Origin of the sequence: Siminovitchia jepli, assembly GCF_047228825.1 — a bacterium.
Taxonomy (GTDB): Bacteria; Bacillota; Bacilli; order Bacillales; family Bacillaceae_C; genus Siminovitchia.
Genome location: NZ_JBFEGN010000001.1, coordinates 116,660 through 139,320, shown reverse-complemented (window position 1 = coordinate 139,320; position 22,661 = coordinate 116,660). Strand labels below are relative to the sequence as shown.

At 45.8% G+C, this 22,661-nt stretch carries 20 protein-coding genes; all 20 read left to right on the top strand.

Annotated elements, in window-relative coordinates; all coding sequences use genetic code 11:
* Positions 1–39 precede the first annotated feature (39 nt).
* The 20 genes from AB1L08_RS00695 (at position 40) to dapA (ending at position 22,617) form a co-directional block, all read left to right on the top strand.
* A complete protein-coding gene (locus AB1L08_RS00695; protein ID WP_413062742.1) occupies positions 40–4,371 on the top strand; it encodes a PolC-type DNA polymerase III in 4,332 nt (1,443 codons plus the stop codon).
* Positions 4,372–4,551: 180 nt separating this feature from the next.
* Positions 4,552–5,019, top strand: coding sequence for a ribosome maturation factor RimP (gene rimP / locus AB1L08_RS00690; RefSeq protein WP_413062741.1), 468 nt, complete (start codon positions 4,552–4,554; stop codon positions 5,017–5,019).
* Between the two features lie 38 nt (positions 5,020–5,057).
* The gene (gene nusA / locus AB1L08_RS00685) at positions 5,058–6,170 is read left to right on the top strand and encodes a transcription termination factor NusA (protein ID WP_413062740.1); all 1,113 of its coding nucleotides are present in this window, start codon (positions 5,058–5,060) and stop codon (positions 6,168–6,170) included.
* A gap of 12 nt (positions 6,171–6,182) precedes the next feature.
* On the top strand, positions 6,183–6,458 hold the full coding sequence (rnpM, locus tag AB1L08_RS00680; protein WP_413062739.1) for an RNase P modulator RnpM: 276 nt from the start codon (positions 6,183–6,185) through the stop codon (positions 6,456–6,458).
* Entirely contained in the window at positions 6,455–6,760 is a 306-nt protein-coding gene (locus AB1L08_RS00675) for a YlxQ family RNA-binding protein (protein WP_413062738.1), read from the top strand. The genes rnpM and AB1L08_RS00675 overlap by 4 nt, the downstream gene beginning before the upstream one ends.
* A gap of 14 nt (positions 6,761–6,774) precedes the next feature.
* The gene (gene infB, locus AB1L08_RS00670; protein WP_413062737.1) at positions 6,775–9,102 is read left to right on the top strand and encodes a translation initiation factor IF-2; all 2,328 of its coding nucleotides are present in this window, start codon (positions 6,775–6,777) and stop codon (positions 9,100–9,102) included.
* Positions 9,099–9,377, top strand: coding sequence for a DUF503 domain-containing protein (locus AB1L08_RS00665; protein WP_413062736.1), 279 nt, complete (start codon positions 9,099–9,101; stop codon positions 9,375–9,377). The genes infB and AB1L08_RS00665 overlap by 4 nt, the downstream gene beginning before the upstream one ends.
* 15 nt (positions 9,378–9,392) lie before the next feature.
* Entirely contained in the window at positions 9,393–9,734 is a 342-nt protein-coding gene (rbfA, locus tag AB1L08_RS00660) for a 30S ribosome-binding factor RbfA (RefSeq protein ID WP_413062735.1), read from the top strand.
* 136 nt (positions 9,735–9,870) lie between these two features.
* Positions 9,871–10,785 (top strand): tRNA pseudouridine(55) synthase TruB, encoded by a 915-nt coding sequence (gene truB, locus AB1L08_RS00655; protein ID WP_413062734.1) that lies wholly within the window; start codon positions 9,871–9,873, stop codon positions 10,783–10,785.
* Positions 10,786–10,792: 7 nt separating this feature from the next.
* Positions 10,793–11,737: a bifunctional riboflavin kinase/FAD synthetase gene (ribF, locus tag AB1L08_RS00650; protein ID WP_413062733.1), complete on the top strand. Its 945-nt coding sequence runs from the start codon at positions 10,793–10,795 to the stop codon at positions 11,735–11,737.
* 121 nt (positions 11,738–11,858) lie between these two features.
* Positions 11,859–12,128 carry a 30S ribosomal protein S15 gene (gene rpsO / locus AB1L08_RS00645; protein WP_413062732.1) on the top strand — a complete coding sequence of 90 codons (270 nt, stop codon included), beginning with the start codon at positions 11,859–11,861 and terminating at the stop codon, positions 12,126–12,128.
* Between the two features lie 271 nt (positions 12,129–12,399).
* A complete protein-coding gene (gene pnp / locus AB1L08_RS00640; RefSeq protein WP_413062731.1) occupies positions 12,400–14,517 on the top strand; it encodes a polyribonucleotide nucleotidyltransferase in 2,118 nt (705 codons plus the stop codon).
* 445 nt (positions 14,518–14,962) lie between these two features.
* Complete coding sequence (locus AB1L08_RS00635) at positions 14,963–15,928, top strand: polysaccharide deacetylase family protein (protein ID WP_413062730.1); 966 nt, start codon at positions 14,963–14,965, stop codon at positions 15,926–15,928.
* 31 nt (positions 15,929–15,959) lie between these two features.
* On the top strand, positions 15,960–17,198 hold the full coding sequence (locus tag AB1L08_RS00630) for a M16 family metallopeptidase (protein ID WP_413062729.1): 1,239 nt from the start codon (positions 15,960–15,962) through the stop codon (positions 17,196–17,198).
* 96 nt (positions 17,199–17,294) lie between these two features.
* Positions 17,295–17,528, top strand: coding sequence for a YlmC/YmxH family sporulation protein (locus AB1L08_RS00625; RefSeq protein ID WP_413062728.1), 234 nt, complete (start codon positions 17,295–17,297; stop codon positions 17,526–17,528).
* Between the two features lie 184 nt (positions 17,529–17,712).
* Positions 17,713–18,609 carry a dipicolinic acid synthetase subunit A gene (gene dpaA, locus AB1L08_RS00620; protein ID WP_413062869.1) on the top strand — a complete coding sequence of 299 codons (897 nt, stop codon included), beginning with the start codon at positions 17,713–17,715 and terminating at the stop codon, positions 18,607–18,609.
* Positions 18,610–18,611: 2 nt separating this feature from the next.
* A complete protein-coding gene (dpaB, locus tag AB1L08_RS00615; protein ID WP_413062727.1) occupies positions 18,612–19,211 on the top strand; it encodes a dipicolinate synthase subunit B in 600 nt (199 codons plus the stop codon).
* 186 nt (positions 19,212–19,397) lie between these two features.
* Positions 19,398–20,465 (top strand): aspartate-semialdehyde dehydrogenase, encoded by a 1,068-nt coding sequence (asd, locus tag AB1L08_RS00610; RefSeq protein WP_413062726.1) that lies wholly within the window; start codon positions 19,398–19,400, stop codon positions 20,463–20,465.
* A 13-nt stretch (positions 20,466–20,478) separates the two neighbouring features.
* Positions 20,479–21,711 (top strand): aspartate kinase, encoded by a 1,233-nt coding sequence (gene dapG / locus AB1L08_RS00605; protein WP_413062725.1) that lies wholly within the window; start codon positions 20,479–20,481, stop codon positions 21,709–21,711.
* Positions 21,712–21,729: 18 nt separating this feature from the next.
* Positions 21,730–22,617 (top strand): 4-hydroxy-tetrahydrodipicolinate synthase, encoded by an 888-nt coding sequence (dapA, locus tag AB1L08_RS00600; RefSeq protein ID WP_413062724.1) that lies wholly within the window; start codon positions 21,730–21,732, stop codon positions 22,615–22,617.
* The last annotated feature ends 44 nt before the right edge of the window (positions 22,618–22,661 follow it).

The following is a 22,661-nucleotide window of genomic DNA, read 5'->3' as shown; positions in this document are numbered from 1 at the left end:
TTTATTTACCGAATATTAATGGATGGGAGAGGATAAACGGTGCAAAAGACGCAAAATCCCGTCAAGAAGAAGGAACGCTTCCAATTGCTGCTCCAACAGATCGGCCTTACGGATGACCCGTACATGGAGCATTTGCAATCCGGTCAAATTGAGAAACTTGTTGTTGATCGAAACAACAGGAAATGGCACTTTTATTTTATTTTTGAGCGGATTTTGCCTTATCAAATATTTGAACATTTCGCCCGGAGGCTGGAGCAGTCATTTCAGCATATTGCCCACGTCCAATTCACGCTTTCGACTTCGCAAAAAACGATACCAGAGAAGCTTGTGGAAGATTATTGGCCGGGATGTTTAAAAGAAATGGACGGAATGTCCCCTTTGCTGCTCGGTCTTTTAAACGGTCAAACACCGAAAGTTGATGGAAATAAAATGATTGTCCAGGTCCGCAATGATATGGAGGCAAGAACACTACAAGAGAAATATGGAAAAATGATCACTGATGTTTACGAACAATTTGGCTTTCCTTCCCTTCTTTTTTCTGCGAAAATCCGCCCCGAAAATGAAGCAAACGAAGAATATGAGAGGTTTGTCGAAGCAAAACGCAAAGAGGATGAAGAGCGGGCAAGGCAGGCTATTTTGGAAATGCAGAAGCTCGAGGATGAAAAACGGACCAATCAGGGTGACCATCCGTCAGGGCCATTCATGCTTGGATATGCCATCAAAAATGATGAAGAGATGAAAAAGCTTGAGGAAATTGTTGACGAAGAACGCCGGGTAACGGTGGAAGGGTATGTTTTTCAGGCGGAGACAAGAGAGCTCAGAAGCGGAAGAACATTGCTTACGTTTAAAATGACGGATTATACCGACTCCATTTCTGTCAAAATGTTCTCAAAAGACAACGATGATGCTTCCCTTATGGGCAGTTTAAAAAAGGGCATGTGGGTAAAGGTCCGCGGAAGCGTTCAAACGGACACATTTGCCCGTGAACTGGTCATTATGGCGCAGGACATTAATGAAGTGAAACCGACATTGCGTGAAGACAAAGCGGAAGGCCAAAAGCGGGTTGAACTCCACCTGCATACCCCAATGAGCCAAATGGATGCTGTCACGTCAGCGGGCAATCTTATTGCCCAGGCGAAAAAATGGGGGCACCCGGCCGTGGCGATTACCGATCACGCCGTCGTTCAATCATTTCCCGAAGCGTTCGGTGCCGGCAGCAAACATGATATAAAGGTCATCTACGGTTTGGAAGCCAATTTGGTAAACGACGGAGTACCGATCGCGTACAACAGTGCCAACAGGCTGCTGGAAGAAGATACTTTTATCGTTTTTGACGTTGAAACAACCGGCCTGTCAGCAATATATGACAAAATTATCGAACTGGCGGCAGTCAAGATTCATCATGGTGAAATCGTTGACAAGTTTGAGAGATTTGCCAATCCCCATCACCCGCTGTCTGCAACAACAATTGAATTGACCGGCATCACGGACGATATGGTGGAAAATGCCCCTGAAATCGAAGAAGTCCTTGAGGATTTTAAAAACTGGACAGGGGACGGCATCCTTGTAGCCCATAACGCTTCGTTCGATATCGGATTTTTAAATGCGGGCTACCAAAAAATCGGATTCGAGAAGGTGGACAATCCGGTCATTGACACGCTTGAACTTGCCAGATTCCTGTATCCGGATTTTAAAAACCACCGTCTAAACACGCTGGCAAAAAGGTTTGACATAGAACTTGTGCAGCACCACAGGGCGATTTATGATGCAGAAACGACCGGCAATATTTTTTTGAAAATGCTTGCCGATGCCAAAGAGAAGGGGATCCTTTATCATGACCAGCTCAATGACAATATGGGCGAAGGGGACACTTATAAACAGGCCCGCCCGTACCATTGCACTTTGCTTGCCCAAAACGAAGCGGGCCTGAAAAATTTATATAAACTCGTCTCTTATTCGCATCTCGACTATTTTTATAGAGTTCCCCGCATTCCGCGTTCCCTGTTGGAAAAACATAGAACGGGAATACTCGTAGGATCCGGATGTGACAAAGGGGAAGTATTCGAGGCGATGATGCAAAAGGGGCGTGCCGAGGCCGAAAAAGCAGCAACCTTTTATGACTACCTGGAAATACATCCAAAACCGGTGTATGCCCCGCTGATCGAGATGGAGCTTGTCAGGGATGAAAAAGACTTGGAGGATATTATCCGGAACATCGTTGACATGGGAGAATCTTTAAACATCCCAGTCGCTGCCACCGGAAATGTCCATTATTTAAACAAAGAAGACAAAATATACCGCGAGATTCTCATCAACTCGCAAGGCGGGGCAAATCCGCTGAACAGGCACAAGCTTCCGGATGTCCATTTCCGGACGACAGATGAAATGCTTTCCGAGTTTTCTTTTCTTGGCAAAGAGAAAGCATATGAGGTTGTTGTGACAAACTCCAACCTCATTAATGACAAGATTGATAACATTAAACCGATCAAGGATGACTTATATACGCCGAAAATCGATGGCGCCGAGGATGAAATCCGGCAAATGAGCTATGAAATGGCAAAATCGATTTACGGCGATCCGCTCCCCGAAATTGTGGAAGCAAGGCTCGAAAAGGAACTGAAAAGCATTATTGGACACGGCTTTGCGGTCATTTATTTGATTTCTCATAAACTCGTAAAAAAATCTCTCGAGGACGGCTACCTGGTAGGATCAAGGGGATCTGTCGGATCTTCTTTTGTGGCTACGATGACGGAAATCACGGAAGTAAACCCGCTTCCTCCGCATTATGTATGCCCCCATTGCAAGCATTCCGAGTTTTTTGATGACGGTTCGGTCGGCTCCGGATTTGACCTGCCGGATAAAGACTGTGTGAAGTGCGGAACAACCTATAAAAAAGACGGCCACGATATTCCGTTTGAAACTTTCCTGGGCTTCAAGGGAGACAAAGTACCGGATATAGACTTGAATTTTTCGGGGGATTACCAGCCGAAAGCCCACCATTACACGAAAGTTTTGTTCGGGGAAGACTATGTTTATCGTGCGGGCACGATCGGAACCGTTGCGGAAAAAACAGCTTACGGGTATGTCAAAGCATATGAGCAGGATCACAATCTCATGCTGCGAAATGCGGAAGTCGAAAGGCTCGTCCAAGGATGTACAGGTGTAAAAAGAACAACCGGCCAGCATCCCGGAGGGATTATCGTTGTTCCGGACAATATGGAAATCTTCGATTTTTCCCCGATTCAGTATCCGGCCGATGCGGTCGGATCCGACTGGAGAACGACGCATTATGATTTCCATTCCATCGACAGCAATTTGCTCAAGCTGGACATCCTCGGCCATGATGACCCGACCGTGATCCGGATGCTTCAGGAGCTGAGCGGAATTGATCCCAAAACCATTCCGATTGATGACCCCGATGTGATGAAAATATTCAGCGGGACCGAATCGATCGGCGTAACAGAGGAACAGATTATGTGTAAAACGGGAACGCTTGGCATTCCCGAATTTGGAACGAAATTCGTCAGGCAAATGCTTGAAGATACAAAGCCGACAACGTTTTCCGAGCTTGTACAAATATCGGGCCTTTCACATGGAACGGATGTATGGCTCGGCAACGCTCAAGAATTGATCCGTTCCGGAATTTGTACGTTGCCGGACGTCATTGGCTGCCGGGACGACATTATGGTCTACCTCATTTATCAAGGCCTGGAACCGTCTCTTGCCTTTAAGATCATGGAATCGGTACGAAAGGGAAAAGGCCTGACTCCCGAATGGGAGGAAGAAATGAGAAAAAATAATGTACCGGATTGGTATATTGATTCATGCAAAAAAATAAAATACATGTTCCCGAAGGCGCATGCTACAGCTTACGTGCTGATGGCCGTAAGGATTGCCTACTTTAAAGTTCATTATCCGCTTTATTACTATGCTGCGTACTTTACAGTACGGGCGGAAGATTTTGATTTGGAAGTGATGATCAGGGGCTCCCAGGCCATCCGCTCCAAAATTGAAGAAATCAATGCCAAAGGCCTGGATGCCACAGCCAAAGAGAAAAACCTCCTTACCGTTTTGGAAATTGCGTTGGAAATGTGCGAGCGCAAATTTACATTCAAGCGCGTTGACTTGTATAAATCGAGCGCGACAGAGTTTATCATCGACGGGGATTCGCTCATTCCGCCTTTCAACGCCATCCCCGGTCTTGGCACGAATGCAGCGCTGAATATTGTAAAAGCGAGGGAAGAGCGGGAATTTCTTTCCAAAGAGGACATGCAAATCCGCGGAAAAGTTTCCAAAACCATTATGGAATACTTGGACAACCATGGCTGTTTGGCATCCCTGCCCGAACAAAATCAATTGTCCCTGTTTTAAAAAGAGGGCTGCTTTGTCCAAGCCAAAACGGCGAGGGTTTGCCTTGTTTGCAAATAAAAATGGGTTATGGTATATTTTTATTGGAAATACTATGAATACTCTCGTTGCAAAAGAGTGGGCGCCCCCCACTCTTTCGCATTGTTTTGGAATAAATGGATACCAGGAGCGTGGGAGGTTTATATGAGTAAAGTAATTGACACTGTAGAAAAACTTGCAGTTCCTATATTGGAAGAAATGAAGCTTGAACTGGTCGATATTGAATATGTGAAAGAAGGAAAAAACTGGTTTCTCCGTCTTTTCATCGATAAACCGAACGGTGTCGATATTGAAGAGTGCGGCATTGTCAGCGAGCGTCTGGGCGAGAAGCTTGATGAAGCGGACCCGATCCCCCACAATTACTTCCTGGAAGTATCCTCGCCCGGAGCAGAGCGTCCTTTAAAGAAAGCAGCCGATTTTGCCAATGCGGTGGGAAAGCAAGTCAATGTGAAAACATATGAGCCGATCGATGGGGAAAAAGAGTTTGAGGGAAAGTTGACCGCATTTAACGGTGAAAACCTGTTTATTGAAATAAAGATAAAAACCCGGACAAAGACGTTTGAAATTCCAGTGAATAAAGTGGCAAAAGCCCGCTTGGCAGTCGTCTTTTAACAGGTAAAGCGAAGAATATTAAAGGGGAGGACATGGTCATGAGCTCAGAATTAATGGATGCTCTAGTCATATTGGAAAAGGAAAAAGGGATTTCCCGGGATGTCTTGATCGAGGCGATCGAAGCTGCTTTAGTTTCGGCATACAAAAGGAATTTTAACCAAGCGCAAAATGTTCGTGTCGATTTAAACTTGGAAACAGGGACGATGAGGGTTTTTGCCAGAAAAGAGGTAGTGGATGAAGTTTTCGATTCCCGGCTTGAAATTTCTTTGGAAGAAGCTCATTCCATCAACCCGGCTTATGAAACGGGGGATATTGTGGAGCTGGAGGTAACGCCGAAGGAGTTTGGCAGAATAGCCGCGCAAACGGCCAAGCAAGTCGTCACCCAGCGGGTGCGGGAAGCGGAAAGAGGGATCATTTATTCCGAATTTGTTGACCGGGAAGATGACATCATGACAGGCATCGTTCAGAGACAGGACCCGCGTTTTATATACGTCAGTCTTGGAAAAATTGAAGCGCTGCTCCCGCAGAGTGAACAAATGCCCGGTGAAACATACAAACCGCATGACAGAATTAAAGTTTACATTACGAAAGTAGAAAAAACGACAAAAGGTCCGCAAATATTTGTATCGAGGACGCATCCCGGTCTATTGAAGCGATTATTTGAAATAGAGGTCCCTGAAATATATGATGGAACCGTTGAAATAAAATCCGTGGCGAGAGAAGCTGGCGACCGCTCCAAAATTTCCGTTGCGACTGACCAGGAAGACGTTGATCCGGTTGGCTCTTGCGTCGGACAGAAAGGATCAAGGGTTCAGGCAATCGTGGACGAATTAAAAGGAGAAAAGATCGATATCGTTGAATGGTCACAAGATCCGGTTGTTTTCGTCGCCAATGCTTTGAGTCCATCCAAAGTTCTCGATGTCATCGTCAATGAGGAAGAAAAAGCGACAACAGTCGTTGTTCCGGATTACCAATTATCGCTTGCCATCGGCAAGCGGGGGCAAAACGCACGGCTCGCGGCTAAATTAACCGGCTGGAAAATAGATATTAAAAGTGAGACAGATGCAAGGGAAGCAGGGATATATCCAAGATTCCCGGAGAAAGACGAGTCGGACGAATCATTCGATTTTATAAATGAAGAAATCGAATAGGGGTGAAGCAAGATGGTAAAAAAGAGAAAAATACCGCTCCGTAAATGTGTGGCAACAGGAGAGATGAAGCCAAAAAAAGACATGATTCGAATTGTCCGCTCCAAAGAAGGCGAGGTATCCGTTGATTTAACGGGTAAAAAATCCGGAAGGGGAGCTTACCTGTCGAAAGACCGGCAAGTCATTTTGGATGCACAAAAGAAAAACATTCTTGCAAATCATTTGGAAGCAGATGTTACTGACGAAATATACGAAGAACTTCTTTCGCTTGTTGAAGGAGATCACAAGTGACACAGGACAAATGGATGTCGTTGCTTGGTCTGGCACATCGGGCCGGAAAAGTGGTTTCGGGGGAAGAGCCGGTCCTTAGGGAAATCCGGAATGGCCAGGCAAAACTGGTCATTTTAGCCAAAGACGCCTCCCGCAATACGGCAAAGAAAATGATGGACAAATGCCAATATTACCGTGTACCTGTTCGGCATGCAGATACAAGAGAAACACTCGGCCATGCCATCGGCAAGGATGCAAGGGTCGTGGCAGCAATATTGGAAGCGGGTTTTGCCGAAAAAATTGCTGCTTTGCTTTATGAATAAACGGGGGTGAACATATGAGTAAAATGCGTATATACGAATATGCAAAAAAACAAGGTATTGCCAGTAAGGATGTCATCGAAAAGCTGAAAGGCATGAATATAGAAGTAGCCAACCATATGTCAACAATAGAGAGTGGAACGGTTACGAAGCTGGATTCCATTTTTAAAAAGAAAGAGCAGCCGCAGGATTCAAAACGAAAAGATAAGCCAAACCATCGGCGGCAGCGAAGTGCGGCGAATGTTAAGCCGCAAGGAAAGGACAACCGGAAAAGCGGATCCAATGTCCAGCAGGCTAGACATAGAAATAACAAAACCCAGCAGGGACACGCAAGCCAAGGAACCCAGGGAAACCAAGGAAGCCAGGGAAACCAAGGTACTCAGGGAAACCAAGGAAGCCAGCAAAATGCAAGGAACGGACGGAACCATAAACAGAATCAACCGAAGAATGAAAATGGCCAAACGAGGCAGAACGGAAAGAATCATTTTAAAGGCGGAAATAAAGGCCCCAACCGGAATAAAAAGCCCAATCAACAACGCCAGCGACAAAAACAGCACCAACGTCAGCCTGCTCCGCCAAAACAAAAAGAGCTTCCGGAAAAAATCACTTTTACGGAATCTCTTTCCGTGGCCGAACTTGCCAAAAAGCTTCATAGAGAACCGTCCGAGATTATTAAAAAGCTCTTTATGCTCGGTGTGATTGCAACGATTAATCAGGAGCTTGACAAAGATGCAATTGAATTGATTTGTGCTGAATATGGGGTGGAAGTGGAAGAAGAGGTTCAAATTGATAAAACGGACCTTGAAGTTTATTTCACTGAAGACAAAGAGGAAGATTTGATCGAAAGGCCGTCCGTCGTAACGATTATGGGACACGTTGACCATGGAAAAACAACATTGCTTGATTCATTGCGAAATACAAAAGTAACCGCTGGGGAAGCCGGCGGCATTACCCAGCACATCGGTGCCTATCAAATTGAAGCGAACGGCAAAAAAATTACGTTTCTTGATACACCCGGGCATGCCGCGTTTACAACCATGCGTGCAAGAGGTGCAAAGGTAACCGACATTACCATATTAGTCGTTGCCGCAGATGACGGTGTCATGCCGCAAACCGTTGAAGCTATTAATCACGCGAAAGCCGCAGAGGTGCCCATCATCGTAGCCGTCAATAAAATTGATAAACCGACTGCCAATCCGGATCGTGTCATGCAGGAATTGACCGAGCATGGGCTTGTTCCGGAAGATTGGGGCGGGGATACCATTTTTGTTCCGATTTCCGCTTTAAAAGGAGAAGGGATCCATACTTTACTTGAGATGATTCTGCTTGTCAGTGAAGTGGAAGAATTGAAAGCCAATCCGGACAGGCGGGCACTTGGCACCGTCATTGAAGCCCAATTGGATAAAGGGCGCGGCCCTGTCGCCACTTTACTCGTACAAAATGGTACATTAAAAGTGGGGGACCCCATCGTTGCCGGTAATACGTTTGGGCGTGTACGGGCCATGATGAACGATATAGGGCGGAGAGTGAAAGAGGCCGGACCTTCAACACCTGTTGAAATCACCGGCTTGAATGATGTACCGCTGGCGGGTGACCGGTTTGTTGTTTTCGAAGACGAAAAAACAGCCCGCCAAGTTGGAGAGGCCCGTTCCCAGCAGGCGCTGCAAGCTTTGAGAAACGAAAGCTCCCGCGTAAGCCTCGATACGCTGTTTGAGCAAATGAAGCAAGGTGAAATGAAAGACCTTCATGTCATCATTAAAGCTGATGTTCAAGGTTCTGCTGAAGCACTTGCCGCTTCATTACAAAAAATTGAAGTAGACGGCGTCAATATCAAAATCATTCATTCCGGCGTCGGGGCCATCAATGAATCCGACATTACCCTGGCCGCAGCTTCCAATGCCATCGTCATTGGCTTTAATGTCCGCCCGGATGTCAATGCCAAACGGGCGGCTGAATCCGAAAATGTCGACATACGCCTGCACCGGATTATCTATAAAGCAATTGAAGAAATAGAAGCGGCCATGAAAGGCATGCTTGATCCCGAATATGAGGAAAAGGTGATTGGCCAGGCAGAGGTAAGGCAAACGTTTAAAGTTTCAAAAATAGGGACGATTGCAGGCTCCTACGTAACGGAAGGAAAAATCACCCGTGACAGCGGAGTTCGCCTGATCCGGGATGGCATCGTTATTTTTGAAGGCGAAATTGACGACTTAAAACGATTTAAAGATAACGTGAAAGAAGTCGCCCAAGGCTATGAGTGCGGCATCACCATTAAGAACTTCAATGACATAAAAGAAGGGGATGTCATCGAGGCCTTTCTGATGGAAGAAGTTGAGCGCGCTTGATCGGCTTTGCCCTGATAGAATTTCGCATTTACAATACCCATTCATTAAAGGATAAAAGATCGGTCATCAAGCGCATACTAACAAGGACCAAACAAAGGTTTAATATTTCGATTGCCGAGGTGAAGCATCAGGATTTATGGCAGCGCACCGAAATTGCGATTGCCACTGTTGCTTCCACCAGGCATAAGGCTGAACATGAATTACAGCATGCCATTGAATTTCTTGATTCTTTCCCGGAATGGGAAAGAATCGGGATTGCGTATGAATGGCTGTAATGAGAGGTGTCGAAAATGAGTCTGCGCGCCCATCGTGTTGCAGAACAAATGAAGAAAGAACTGGGAGAAATTATTTCTCGCAAGATAAAGGATCCGCGGATAGGATTTGTAACCGTCACCGATGTACAGGTGACCGGTGATCTTCAGCAGGCAAAAGTGTTTATATCCGTCCTTGGAAATGACGAAGACAAGGAAAACACGTTAAAGGGACTGGCAAAAGCCACCGGTTTTATCAGATCTGAAATCGGGCAAAGAATCCGGCTGCGCAAGACCCCGGAAATCAGCTTTGAATTTGATGAATCCATTCAATATGGAAACAAAATAGAAAAGCTTTTGAAAGAATTGAATGGAGATTAGGATAGACGGCTCGTCTATCCTTTTTTCAAGAAAATGTGATATGCAGAAGCATCGGGGTTAGGCCCCCAGGGATTTGCGATCATGCCGGTGCATCAGCAGCGCTCCGGCGCATTCGTAAGCAAGGAGGTTGAAGCGGTTGGACGGGATTTTGCCGATCTGGAAGCCAAAGGGCATGACATCCCATGATTGCGTATATAAAATCCGGAAATTGCTGGGGATGAAAAAAGTCGGCCATACCGGCACTCTTGATCCGGACGTCACGGGGGTATTGCCCATTTGCCTTGGAAGGGCGACAAAAATTGCGGAATATATTACGAATGCAGGAAAAGAGTATGAAGCCGAAGTGACACTGGGGTTTTCGACGACAACAGAGGATGCATCCGGTGAAATTGTGGATAAAAGACAAGTAAAAGAGGTTTTTTCCCGGGAGAAAATCGAAGAAGTCCTGCAGTCGTTTAAAGGCAGAATCGAACAAGTTCCCCCGATGTACTCGGCTGTAAAAGTAAAAGGCAAGCGGCTATATGAATATGCCCGTGCAGGCATTGCCGTTGAGCGGCCGGCAAGGACTGTTTATATATACAGCTTGAAGCTCTTGGAGAACTCAATTACACTTCGTGACGGCCTGCTGTCTTTCCGTTTTTCCGTCCGCTGCAGCAAAGGGACCTACATCCGGACGCTTGCAGTCATGATCGGGGAGAAGCTTGGCTATCCGGCGCATATGTCGGACCTCATCAGAACAGCTTCCGCTTCGTTTCAGGCAGCCGATTGCGTTACTTTTGAAGACCTTGGAAGGCTGCTTGAACGCGGAGAAGCAGCCGAAGCGATTTTTCCTCTGGAAAGGGGGATTTCCCATTTGCCGCATCTTGAAATTAATGATACATTAGCGGTAAAAGTGCGAAACGGTGCAATCTTGCCTGCACCCGAACATTGGCTGGAAGAAGAAACCGTTTTTCTGCATCAATCCAAAGCAATCGCCATTTACAAAAATCATCCTGAAAAGCCCGGCCAAATTAAACCGGTCAAAGTTTTAGAAACCAATGAAATTAGGTGAACGCAGAGTGAAAGTGTTAATGGTCCAGCATCCTCATTCCTTTCAGCAGCATGATTTCCCGCCGCTTGTAATGGCCCTTGGATTTTTTGACGGCGTTCATTTGGGGCACAGGAAAGTCATCAAAACAGCCAAAGCAAAAGCTGTTCATAATGGCTGGAAGAGCGCTGTTATGACGTTTGATCCCCATCCGTCGGTCGTCCTGTCGCAGGAAAACCGGCCTGTAGAATATATTACACCTTTAAAGGAAAAAATTGACTTGATATCCAGGCTGGGAATAGATTATTTATTTATCGTCAGGTTCACATCCGCCTTTGCCAACCTTGACCCGGCCCGATTTGTACAGCAGTATTTGATCGACTTGAATGTGAGGCATGTCGTTGCCGGGTTTGATTTTACATATGGCAAATACGGAAAAGGAACAATGGATACGCTTCCCCGCCACGGAATGGGGATGCTGAAGGTAACGGCCGTAGCCAAAATGGAAGAAAACGATGAAAAAATCAGTTCCACATCCATCCGAAAAATGCTTCGGGAAGGGGAAACAGAATCAGTTGTAAGTTTTCTCGGTCGCCATTATGAGACAAAAGGGACCGTCATCCACGGCGAAAAACGCGGAAGACAGCTTGGATTTCCCACGGCAAATATCCAGTTAGATGGAGATTACATGATCCCGAAAGCAGGAGTTTATGCTGTACGCCTCTTTGTTAACGGTCGTTGGGAAAAGGGGGTATGCAACATCGGCTATAAACCGACATTTCATGACACTGGCAAGTCCCATTTATCAATCGAGGTACATCTTTTGAATTTTAATCGGTCCATTTATGGAGAGGAAGTCGTTGTAGAGTGGCGGCATAGAATCAGAGATGAAACAAAGTTTCATAGTCTGGAGGACTTAAAGACTCAAATTGCAAACGACATTGAAAAAGCATCCAATTTTTTGGACCCTATTTAAAACTTGATTTTTCCAAAAGAAAGTTGTATCCTAAAACAGTATCTTAGAACCGTTGCTTGGCAATGCGAGTCACCGACGCTTGCTCGGTAACAGGGGATGAAAAACAGGAGGTGAAGGGCAGATGTCCATTACGCAAGAACGGAAAAATGAAATCATCAGCCAATATCGAATTCATGAAACAGATACCGGTTCTCCGGAAGTCCAAATTGCGGTTTTGACGGAAGAGATCAATAATTTGAACCAGCATCTCCGCATCCACAAAAAAGACCATCATTCAAGACGGGGATTAATGAAAATGGTTGGACGCCGCCGGAATTTATTGACTTATCTGCGCAACAAAGATGTGCAGCGTTATCGGGAATTAATCGACAGACTGGGCCTGCGTCGATAAAATCGTACGGAGTCAGCTTAAAAAGCGGGATAATCTCCCGCTTTTTTGTTAGGATAAAAAAGAGAAGATGATTATACTTGGATGCTGCAAATAACAGATATGCCGTGTAAATCATGTACAGGTTCCGGCATATACAAACTGAACATTGGACATGGATATGACAATGGTCATATTTTTGTCGAATGTTCAGTTATATGCACACCAGGTACGTTCATTCTTTCTCTTCAACAAAAATTTTTACTTATTTTATGAAAGAGAGGCGTTTATAAGTATGGGCCATGAAAAGAAAGTATTTACGATAGATTGGGCCGGCCGAAAACTGACTGTTGAAGTCGGCCAATTGGCCAAACAAGCAAATGGTGCGGTTTTAGTCCGGTATGGGGACACAGCGGTTTTAAGCACCGCCACAGCTTCAAAGGAGGCAAAATCGGTTGATTTTTTTCCTTTGACAGTCAATTATGAAGAGCGGCTGTACGCTGTTGGAAAAATTCCGGGAGGATTCATTAAACGTGAAGGGCGCCCAAGCGAAAAAGCGATTTTGGCGAGCCGCTTGATCGACCGGCCAATACGGCCGCTCTTTCCGGAAGGTTTCCGGAATGAAGTCCAGGTTGTCAGCATCGTCATGAGTGTTGACCAAAACTGCTCATCCGAAATGGCAGCCATGTTTGGGTCATCCCTGGCACTTTCCATATCGGACATCCCGTTTGAAGGACCAATCGCGGGAGTCGTTGTTGGACGGGTCGACGGTAAGTTTGTCATTAATCCAACGGTGGATCAAATGGAGCAAAGTGATATTGACTTGGCCGTCGCCGGAACGAAAGACGCCGTCAATATGGTGGAAGCCAGTGCGGACGAGGTTCCCGAAGAAACGATGCTTGAAGCCATCATGTTTGGCCATGAAGAAATAAAACGCCTGATTGCCTTTCAGGAGAAAGTCGTTCAGGAGGTTGGGAAAGCAAAAAGGGAAATTGAACTTTTTGAAGTGGACCAGGCCTTGGATGCAGAAGTCCGTTCCATGTGCGAACAATCAATGATTGCCGCCATTCAGGTTGGAGAAAAACACGCGCGGGAAGATGCCATCCAGGCCGTAAAGGATGAAGTATTAGCTGATTTTACGCAGCGGGAAACGACTGACGAAGATACATTAAAGCAAGTAAATCAAATTTTGGATCATCTTGTAAAAGAAGAAGTGCGCCGGCTTATTACAGTTGAAAAACTTCGTCCCGACGGAAGAAAGCCGGATGAAATCAGGCCGCTTCAGTCCGAGGTTCGCATTTTGGCAAGAACCCACGGTTCCGGGCTGTTTACGAGGGGCCAAACGCAGGCTTTGAGCATATGTACCCTGGGAGCCCTGGGGGATGTTCAAATATTGGATGGACTTGGAATTGAAGAATCCAAGAGGTTTATGCATCACTACAATTTCCCTCACTTCAGCGTAGGTGAAACCGGGCCGATTCGCGGACCCGGAAGAAGGGAAATTGGCCACGGGGCGCTTGGAGAACGGGCATTGGAGCCAGTCATTCCGAGTGAAGATGAATTTCCATATACGATACGCCTTGTATCGGAGGTTCTCGAGTCCAATGGATCCACTTCCCAGGCTAGCATTTGCGCCAGCACGTTGGCGATGATGGATGCAGGTGTTCCCATCAAGGCGCCTGTTGCCGGTATTGCCATGGGGCTTGTCAAATCCGGAGATCATTATACAATTCTTACCGACATTCAAGGAATGGAAGACCACCTGGGCGATATGGACTTTAAAGTGGCCGGAACGAAAAACGGTGTAACGGCATTGCAAATGGATATTAAAATAGCAGGACTGTCCAGGGAGATTCTGGAAGAAGCCCTGCTGCAGGCGAAATCAGGACGCATGGTCATTCTCGAGTCAATGATGGCAGCGATCTCCGAGCCGCGCAAAGAGTTGTCGCCATATGCACCGAAAATCGCCACACTCCATATTAATCCCGATAAAATCAGGGATGTGATCGGTCCAAGCGGAAAACAAATTAACAAAATCATTGAAGAAACGGGAGTCAAAATTGATATAGAGCAAGACGGAACCGTGTTTATCGCTTCTGCCGACGAGGCCATGAACAAGAAGGCGAAAAAGATCATCGAAGATCTTGTCCGGGAGGTTGCAGTCGGACAAGTGTATTTGGGAAAAGTAAAACGGATTGAAAAATTTGGCGCATTTCTTGAGCTATTCCCGGGAAAAGACGGCCTTGTCCATATTTCCCAGCTCGCGGAAGAAAGGGTCAACAAAGTGGAGGATGTTGTATCCATTGGTGATGAACTGCTTGTAAAAGTGATTGAGATCGATCATCAAGGCCGGATTAATCTGTCACGCAAGGCGATTTTAAAAGAACAAAAAGAAAAACAGCCAAAAGAATAATGTTTTTTCAAGCCAGGTACTTTGCCTGGCTTTTTTTGAGGTTAAAGGTATAAAATTTGCCCAGGTTATCCCCTGGAAAGGACATATCTGTGTCCAGCTCCGACGCACAGGACGTGCTAGTGCAGGCGAAGCGACAGGACGTCGCAGCTTGAGCCTGCCGACGCACAGGACGTGCTAGTGCAGGCGAAGCGACAGGAGGTCACAGCCTGAGCCTGCGTTCCTCGCCGTGCTTCCTTTATCTCATTGCGGAGTGCTCCACTTCGGGCGCTTGCGCTTTTCTTATTTTGTTCCCAAAGGTCGTATGATTTTTCCGAGGTATATGAAAAATCCGTGGTTTCTGATCGTATTTTTACAGAACCAGTCCGTGTTGGTTCCATATCATCCCAACTGGTCTACCTTGTCTCACTTCTTCATAAAATTATGTTGAAGGAGGCAAAATGTCGAGATGAATACAAAAAACTTGCTTGGTTTCGGACTAGTTGCTATTCTAGCAATATTGACCGTATTTAATTCTTATACAACTGCCTATATACATCAATTAAAAAATGAAACGGCCGAAACATCATCCAAGGAAAACCACTTGCTGAAATCAATTGAAGCCGCCGCGAAAAAATATGACATGCCGCCGCAAGACGCACAAATTGACAGGGTGTGGAAGGCGATGCCAGGGTATAACGGAATACAAGTCGATATTGCAGCTTCCCATAAAAAGATGAAAGGGAGTTCTTACGATGAGCGAAAACTCGTTTTTAAACAAATTCCGCCCAAAGTTCATTTGGACGACCTGCCGCCTGCACCGATTTACCGCGGTCACCCCGACAAGCCGATGGTCGCATTTTTAATTAATGTAGCCTGGGGGAACGAATTTTTGCCTTCCATGCTGCAAACTTTGAAGAAGCACAATGTACAAGCAACATTCTTTTTGGAAGGCCGTTGGGTAAAAGAAAATCCCGATCTGGCAAAAATGATTGCTGCAGCCGGCCACGAAATTGGCAACCATTCGTACAGCCATCCCAGGATGGAATCGCTTGGAGTAGCGGAAGCGAGAGATGAAATCGTAAAAGCCAATGAAGTCATTGAAGCCACAACAGGAAAAAAACCGGTTTGGTTCGGTCCGCCAAGCGGAGGATTTCGGGAAGAAACTATTGAAATCGCCCACGGGCTGAACATGAAGACTGTGCTATGGACGGTAGACACCATTGATTGGCAAAAACCGCCCCCTGGTACGATTATGAAGCGGGTTATGTCGAAAATTCATCCTGGTGCAATGGTATTAATGCACCCGACCGATCCAACTGACCAAGCTCTCGAACCATTAATCATTCAAATCAAAAGCAAACATTTAAGGATCGGGACAGTGAGTAAATTAATGGATGAAGAGCATATTATAAAAATTCAAACTTCGCAATAGATTTTTCACACCACGAACAGGAGGAAGTGCAGTGATAACGAAATATACTTGCCAAAATGGAGTAAGGGTTGTACTAGAGAAAATGTCCACTGTTCGCTCCGTAGCTATCGGCATTTGGGTGGGAATCGGTTCCCGTGATGAACGGACGGATAACAATGGAATTTCCCATTTTTTGGAGCACATGTTTTTCAAAGGGACGACTACCCGAAACGCAAAAGAATTAGCCGAAGCATTTGATTCCATTGGCGGCCAGGTAAATGCCTTTACATCCAAAGAATATACTTGCTATTATGCGAAGGTGCTGGACAACCATGCAAAATATGCTTTGGAAACATTATCGGACATGTTTTTCAACTCAACCTTTGCTGAGGATGAACTGAATAAAGAAAAAAACGTTGTCCGGGAAGAAATAAAGATGTATGAAGATACACCTGATGATATCGTCCATGACTTATTGAGCAAAGCTGCTTATGATACACACCCGCTCGGGTTTCCGATTTTGGGAACGGAACAATCGCTCGCTACTTTTACAAGTAATTTGCTCAACTCATACGTCGAAGAGAAATATATTCCCGAAAATATCGTCGTATCCGTGGCGGGAAATGTGGATGAACCATTTATTTATGAAATCGAGCGCTTATTTGGAAACTTTGAAAGGAAAGGGAAAGCGGCCCGTGAAACGAAGCCTGTTTTTCAAACAAACAGAGCTGTCAAGCAAAAAGAAACGGAGCAGGCCCATCTTTGCATCGGGTTTGAAGGTTTGCCCATCGGACATCCGGATATTTACAAGCTGATCGTGATGAACAATATTTTCGGCGGAAGTATGTCTTCCAGGCTTTTTCAGGAAGTTCGGGAAGAAAGAGGGCTTGCCTATTCGGTATTTTCCTACCATTCTTCATTCAAGGACAGCGGACTCGTGACGATTTACGGTGGAACAGGGTCAAATCAGGCGGATGAATTGTTTGAAACCATTCAAAAAACACTCAGTACCATAAAGTCAACAGGCGTTTCGGAAAAAGAGCTGAACAATAGCAAAGAGCAGCTTAAGGGAAACTTAATGCTTGGATTGGAAAGCACGAACAGCCGGATGAGCCGCAACGGAAAAAATGAACTATTATTGAAAAAGCATCGCTCACTTGATGAAATTATTGATGAAATTGATCAAGTGACAGTAAGCTGTGTAAATGAGATGGCTGAAAAAATTTTTACCGACCAATACACTTTGGCGTTGATTAGCCCCGAAAAACAACTGACGCTTGCGGCTAACTAATATCCCCACATTCGTGTAGGAGCCACTTTATAATTCTAAATGAGTGGAACGGGCTATATATTGTAATAACGTTGAGCAATTGGGGGTGGTGGAAAGATGCGGTTAAGCGAACTGGGCGGGAAGGAAATTGTCGACTTTAAAAAAGCGGAACGATTGGGAGTGCTGGGCCAAACTGATCTGGAAATCAACAGCGGCACCGGTGAAATTAATAGCTTAATCATTCCGACGGGAAAATGGATGAGAAAATCGGGGGGCGAAATCAGGGTTCCCTGGAGAAACATACGGACAATCGGAACAGATATGATCATTTTGGAAGTTCCGGAACCTTAACGGATATATATATAGTGCCGGGTCTCTTTCTATTACAGAAGGAGTTCACCGGCATTTTTCTATTGAAGGACATCTTACCCAAATATATAAGCACAGGCGGGATGCCAGGCACTCATGCTCAGGTAAAACATACAATATGGAAGCGGAGGGATTCACCATGGACAGAGAAGATGATGGAAACTTAATGTTGACTGATATGCAAATCGTCATCATGGGGGGAGATGCGCGGCAGCTTGAAATTATCAAAAAACTTACCGAGCTGGACGCTAAAGTGTACCTGGTGGGATTTGAGCAATTGGATCAGCCCTTTACGGGTGCAGTAAAAGAAAAATTGCATGACATTCATTTTTCGGAAATGGATGCCATCGTATTGCCCGTCCCGGGAACAAACCTGGACGGTGAAATCGAAACGATTTTTTCAAACGAAAAAGTTGTCCTCACCGAGCAAGTATTGCGCCATACTCCTTCCCGCTGCACCGTTTATTCGGGGATCAGCAACAATTATTTAAACCAAATTACCAAAAATGCTGACAGAAAGCTTGTCAATTTATTTGAACGGGATGATGTGGCCATCTATAACTCCATTCCAACCGTAGAGGGAACGATTATGATGGCAATCCAAAACACGGAGATTACGATCCATGGCTCTTCGGTGGCCGTGTTGGGACTGGGGAGGGTCGGCATGAGTGTTGCCAGGGCGTTTTCTTTGCTCGGTGCAAAGGTCAAGGTAGGGGCCAGAAAAACAGCCGATCTCGCAAGGGCGACAGAAATGGGATTGGATTCATTCCATTTAAATGAATTAAGGAATGAAGTGAAGAATATTGACATTTGCATTAACACAATCCCCCACCTTGTCGTCAATGCTGCAGTTATTGCGCAAATGCCTTCACACACGCTCATTATTGATTTGGCATCAAAACCCGGAGGCACAGATTTCAGGTATGCGGAAAAACGGGGCATCAAAGCGTTGCTCGCACCCAGCCTCCCCGGGATTGTTGCGCCAAAAACTGCCGGCAATATATTGGCGAATGTTCTTTCGAAATTATTGGCCGAGGACTTAAAAAACCGAAAGGAGACGTGACAATGAGTTTGAAGGGAAAGCGCATTGGTTTTGGATTGACCGGCTCTCACTGTACGTATGATGCGGTACTGCCGCAAATAGAAAAGCTCGTTCAATTGGGCGCGGAAGTCATTCCGGTCATAACATACACGGTTAAAAACACCGATACGAAATTCGGAGAGGGGGAGGACTGGGTTGCCAAAATTGAAAGCCTGGCCGGCCGCAAAGTGATTAACACTATCGTTGATGCGGAACCGCTCGGTCCGAAAATGCCCCTTGACTGCATGGTAATTGCTCCACTGACAGGGAATTCACTGAGCAAATTTGCCAATGCTTTAACCGATTCCCCCGTACTCATGGCCGCCAAAGCAACCCTGCGAAACCGGCGACCGGTTGTATTGGGCATTTCGACCAATGATGCTTTGGGATTAAATGGTGTCAATTTAATGAGGCTGATGGCCGCCAAACACATTTATTTTATACCGTACGGACAAGATAATCCGGAAAAAAAGCCGACATCGATGGTAGCACGCATGGAGATGCTTCCGGAAACCGTGGAAGCGGCGATTGAAGGGCATCAGATTCAGCCGGTCATTATTGAACGTTTTCGTGACGGTGATTAAATGGATAGGGAAAAAGAGATGAAAAACGCCCACTCTCTTTCCCTTATTCGTTCAAGTTCCGTTGCAACTTTTCCATAAAACATTATTAAAAGCTTTTAAAAGTGTGGTAAAATGATAATTATTGAATAAATCCTTGTAAACAAAGTCTTTGAGAAAAGTTGTTGGGATTGGGAGGAGAGTTTTTACATGTCAAATTGTGCAGGCTATCATGTCGCTGTCATGGGTGCGACAGGAGCGGTTGGTCAACAAATTATCCAAACTCTTGAAAAAAGGAACTTTCCTATTCGCAAATTAACTTTGCTTTCCTCGGCGCGTTCGGCAGGCAAGCAAGTTTCATTTAAAGGGGAAACCATCACTGTGGCAGAAGCGGTTCCCGAATCATTTGAAGGGGTGGATATTGCTTTGTTCAGCGCAGGCGGCAGCGTCTCGCAAAAATTTGCCAAAGAAGCCGTAAAACGGGGAGCGGTCGTGATTGACAATACAAGCGCGTTCCGCATGGATCCGGAAGTGCCTCTCGTTGTACCGGAAGTAAACGAAGCAGCATTGAATAACCACCAGGGGATCATTGCAAACCCCAACTGCTCCACGATTCAAATGGTTGCAGCCCTTGAGCCGATCAGAAAAGCGTTTGGCTTAAAGAAAGTGATTGTATCTACGTACCAGGCTGTATCCGGAGCAGGAGCAGCCGCAATCAGGGAATTGAATCAACAATCCAAAGCGATTCTTGATGAAGAGAATTTCAAACCGCAAATTTTGCCGGTTGGGAACGAAGAAAAGCATTATCAAATCGCCTTTAACGTCATCCCGCAAATTGACAGGTTTACAGACAACGGCTATACGTTTGAAGAAATGAAAATGATCAATGAAACGAAAAAAATTATGGGCATGCCCGACTTGAAAGTGGCGGCTACATGTGTCCGTCTTCCTGTTGAAACCGGGCATTCCGAGTCTGTTTATATTGAAGTAGGACAAAATGGTGTAACTGACGATGATATAAAAGCGGTCCTTCAAGATGCTCCGGGGATCACTGTTCAAGATGACCCGAAAGAACAATTATATCCAATGCCGGCGACGGCAGCCGGCAAAGACGATGTCTTCGTCGGAAGAATTCGCCGGGATCTTGATGAAAAAAATGGTTTCCATATGTGGATCGTTTCTGATAATCTACTAAAAGGAGCTGCTCTAAACACGGTGCAGATTGCGGAAAGCCTGGTCAAATTGGGTTTAGTCAACGCTCCACAGCATAGTTTATAATCGGGGTGTTATCATGAAGGTAATTATCCAAAAGTTTGGCGGTACATCTGTCAGAAATAGTGAAACGCGTGAACATGCAAAAAAACATATCATAAACGCCATCAATAATGGATATAAGGTGGTTGTTGTCGTATCCGCAATGGGCCGCAAGGGAGATCCATATGCGACGGATACATTGCTCGACCTGATTGGAGGCAAGAAAACTATGCTGTCCAACAGAGAGCAAGATATGCTCATGTCATGCGGGGAAACCATTTCCAGCGTCGTTTTTACGCATATGCTGAAGAAAAACGGCGTTCGGGCTGCCGCTTTTTCCGGTGCGCAGGCCGGGTTTGTTACAAACCGTGACTATACAAATGCCAAAATAATAAAAATGAAGTGCGATCGCCTGATCGAGGAATTAAAAGCCAATGATGCGGTTGTCGTCGCCGGCTTCCAAGGCGCAGCCGAAAACGGGGATATCACCACGATTGGCCGCGGAGGCAGCGACACGTCTGCCGCAGCCCTTGGGGCAGCGCTTCATGCCGAATACATTGATATCTTTACAGATGTAGAGGGAATGATGACAGCAGATCCGAGGATCGTCAAAACAGCCCGTCCGCTTCCGGTTGTCACTTACAACGAAGTATGCAACATGGCCTACCAAGGGGCGAAAGTCATTCACCCGCGTGCTGTTGAAATTGCCATGCAGGCCAAAATACCTTTGCGGATCCGTTCAACCTATTCGGAGTCTCCAGGCACGCTTGTTACAACGCTAGACCGGAAAAACAACATGCCTGATGTCCGTGAACAGCTCGTGACCGGTATTGCCCATGTCGAAAATATATCCCAGATTAAGGTAATTGCCAAAAAAGGGCAATATCATTTTCAATCTGAAGTTTTCAAAGCAATGGCCAATGAAAATATCAGCGTCGATTTTATTAATATTTCACCGAACGATGTGGTTTACACCGTACCGGAGCATACAATTGACCGTGCCGTGAAAGTGCTGAATCAACATGGATACGAACCATTTGTTGAACGTCATTGTGCCAAAGTTTCGGTTGTTGGAGCAGGAATCACCGGCGTTCCGGGAGTTACGGCAAAAATTGTGACCGCATTGGCTGAGAGAGAAATTCGCATTCTTCAAACTGCTGATAGCCATACGACCATTTGGGTCCTTGTCGAGGGAAAAGATTTGGCGAATGCCGTCAATGCTTTACATGATGTGTTTGAACTGCAAAAAGAAAAAATAGAATATGTGTAAGGTTGAGGTGTAAAAACAATGGCTCGATTTGGCAGAGTTTCAACAGCGATGGTAACCCCATTTGACAACAAAGGCAATATAGATTTCAAGAAAACAATCAAGCTTGTCGACCACCTGATCAACAACGGAACGGACTCCCTGGTTGTAGCGGGGACGACAGGGGAATCCCCGACGCTGACAACGGAAGAAAAGCTCGCCCTTTTTGACCATACTGTACGTGCTGCTGATGGCCGGATCCCTGTCATTGCAGGTACGGGCGGAAATAATACGTATCAGTCAATCGAACTTACGAAGCGTGCGGAAGAAATGGGCGTCGATGCCATCATGCTGGTAGCCCCGTATTATAATAAGCCGAACCAGGCCGGATTATATGAGCATTTTGCCGCGATTGCGAAGGCGACGTCACTGCCTGTCATGTTATACAACATTCCGGGAAGATCAGCCGTCAATATTCATCCCGAAACAATCATTGAATTGTCAAAAATAGACAACATTGTGGCTGTTAAGGAAGCAAGCGGAGATCTGGATGCGATGACAAAAATTATTGCCGAAACGGATGACGACTTTTTACTGTACAGCGGGGACGACGCTTTTACACTGCCTGTGTTATCGATTGGCGGTATTGGCGTTGTATCGGTGGCTGCTCATGTCATCGGGAATGAAATACAGGAAATGGTCCGGTACTTTTTAAATGGGGACCATGCAAATGCCGCACTTCTTCACCAGCGGTTGCTGCCGCTAATGCGGGGCCTGTTTCATGCGCCCAGTCCAACCCCGGTTAAAACCGCTTTGCAGCTATCCGGATTTGATGCGGGGTCCGTCCGTCTTCCGCTCGTCCCGCTTACGGAGGAAGAACGATTGAATTTGCAGGCGCTGTTGAAAGCAGTAAAAGTAAACAAAAGTTAATCCCCCATAAAAGGGGGATTTTTATATAGTTGGGAAAGCCTGAA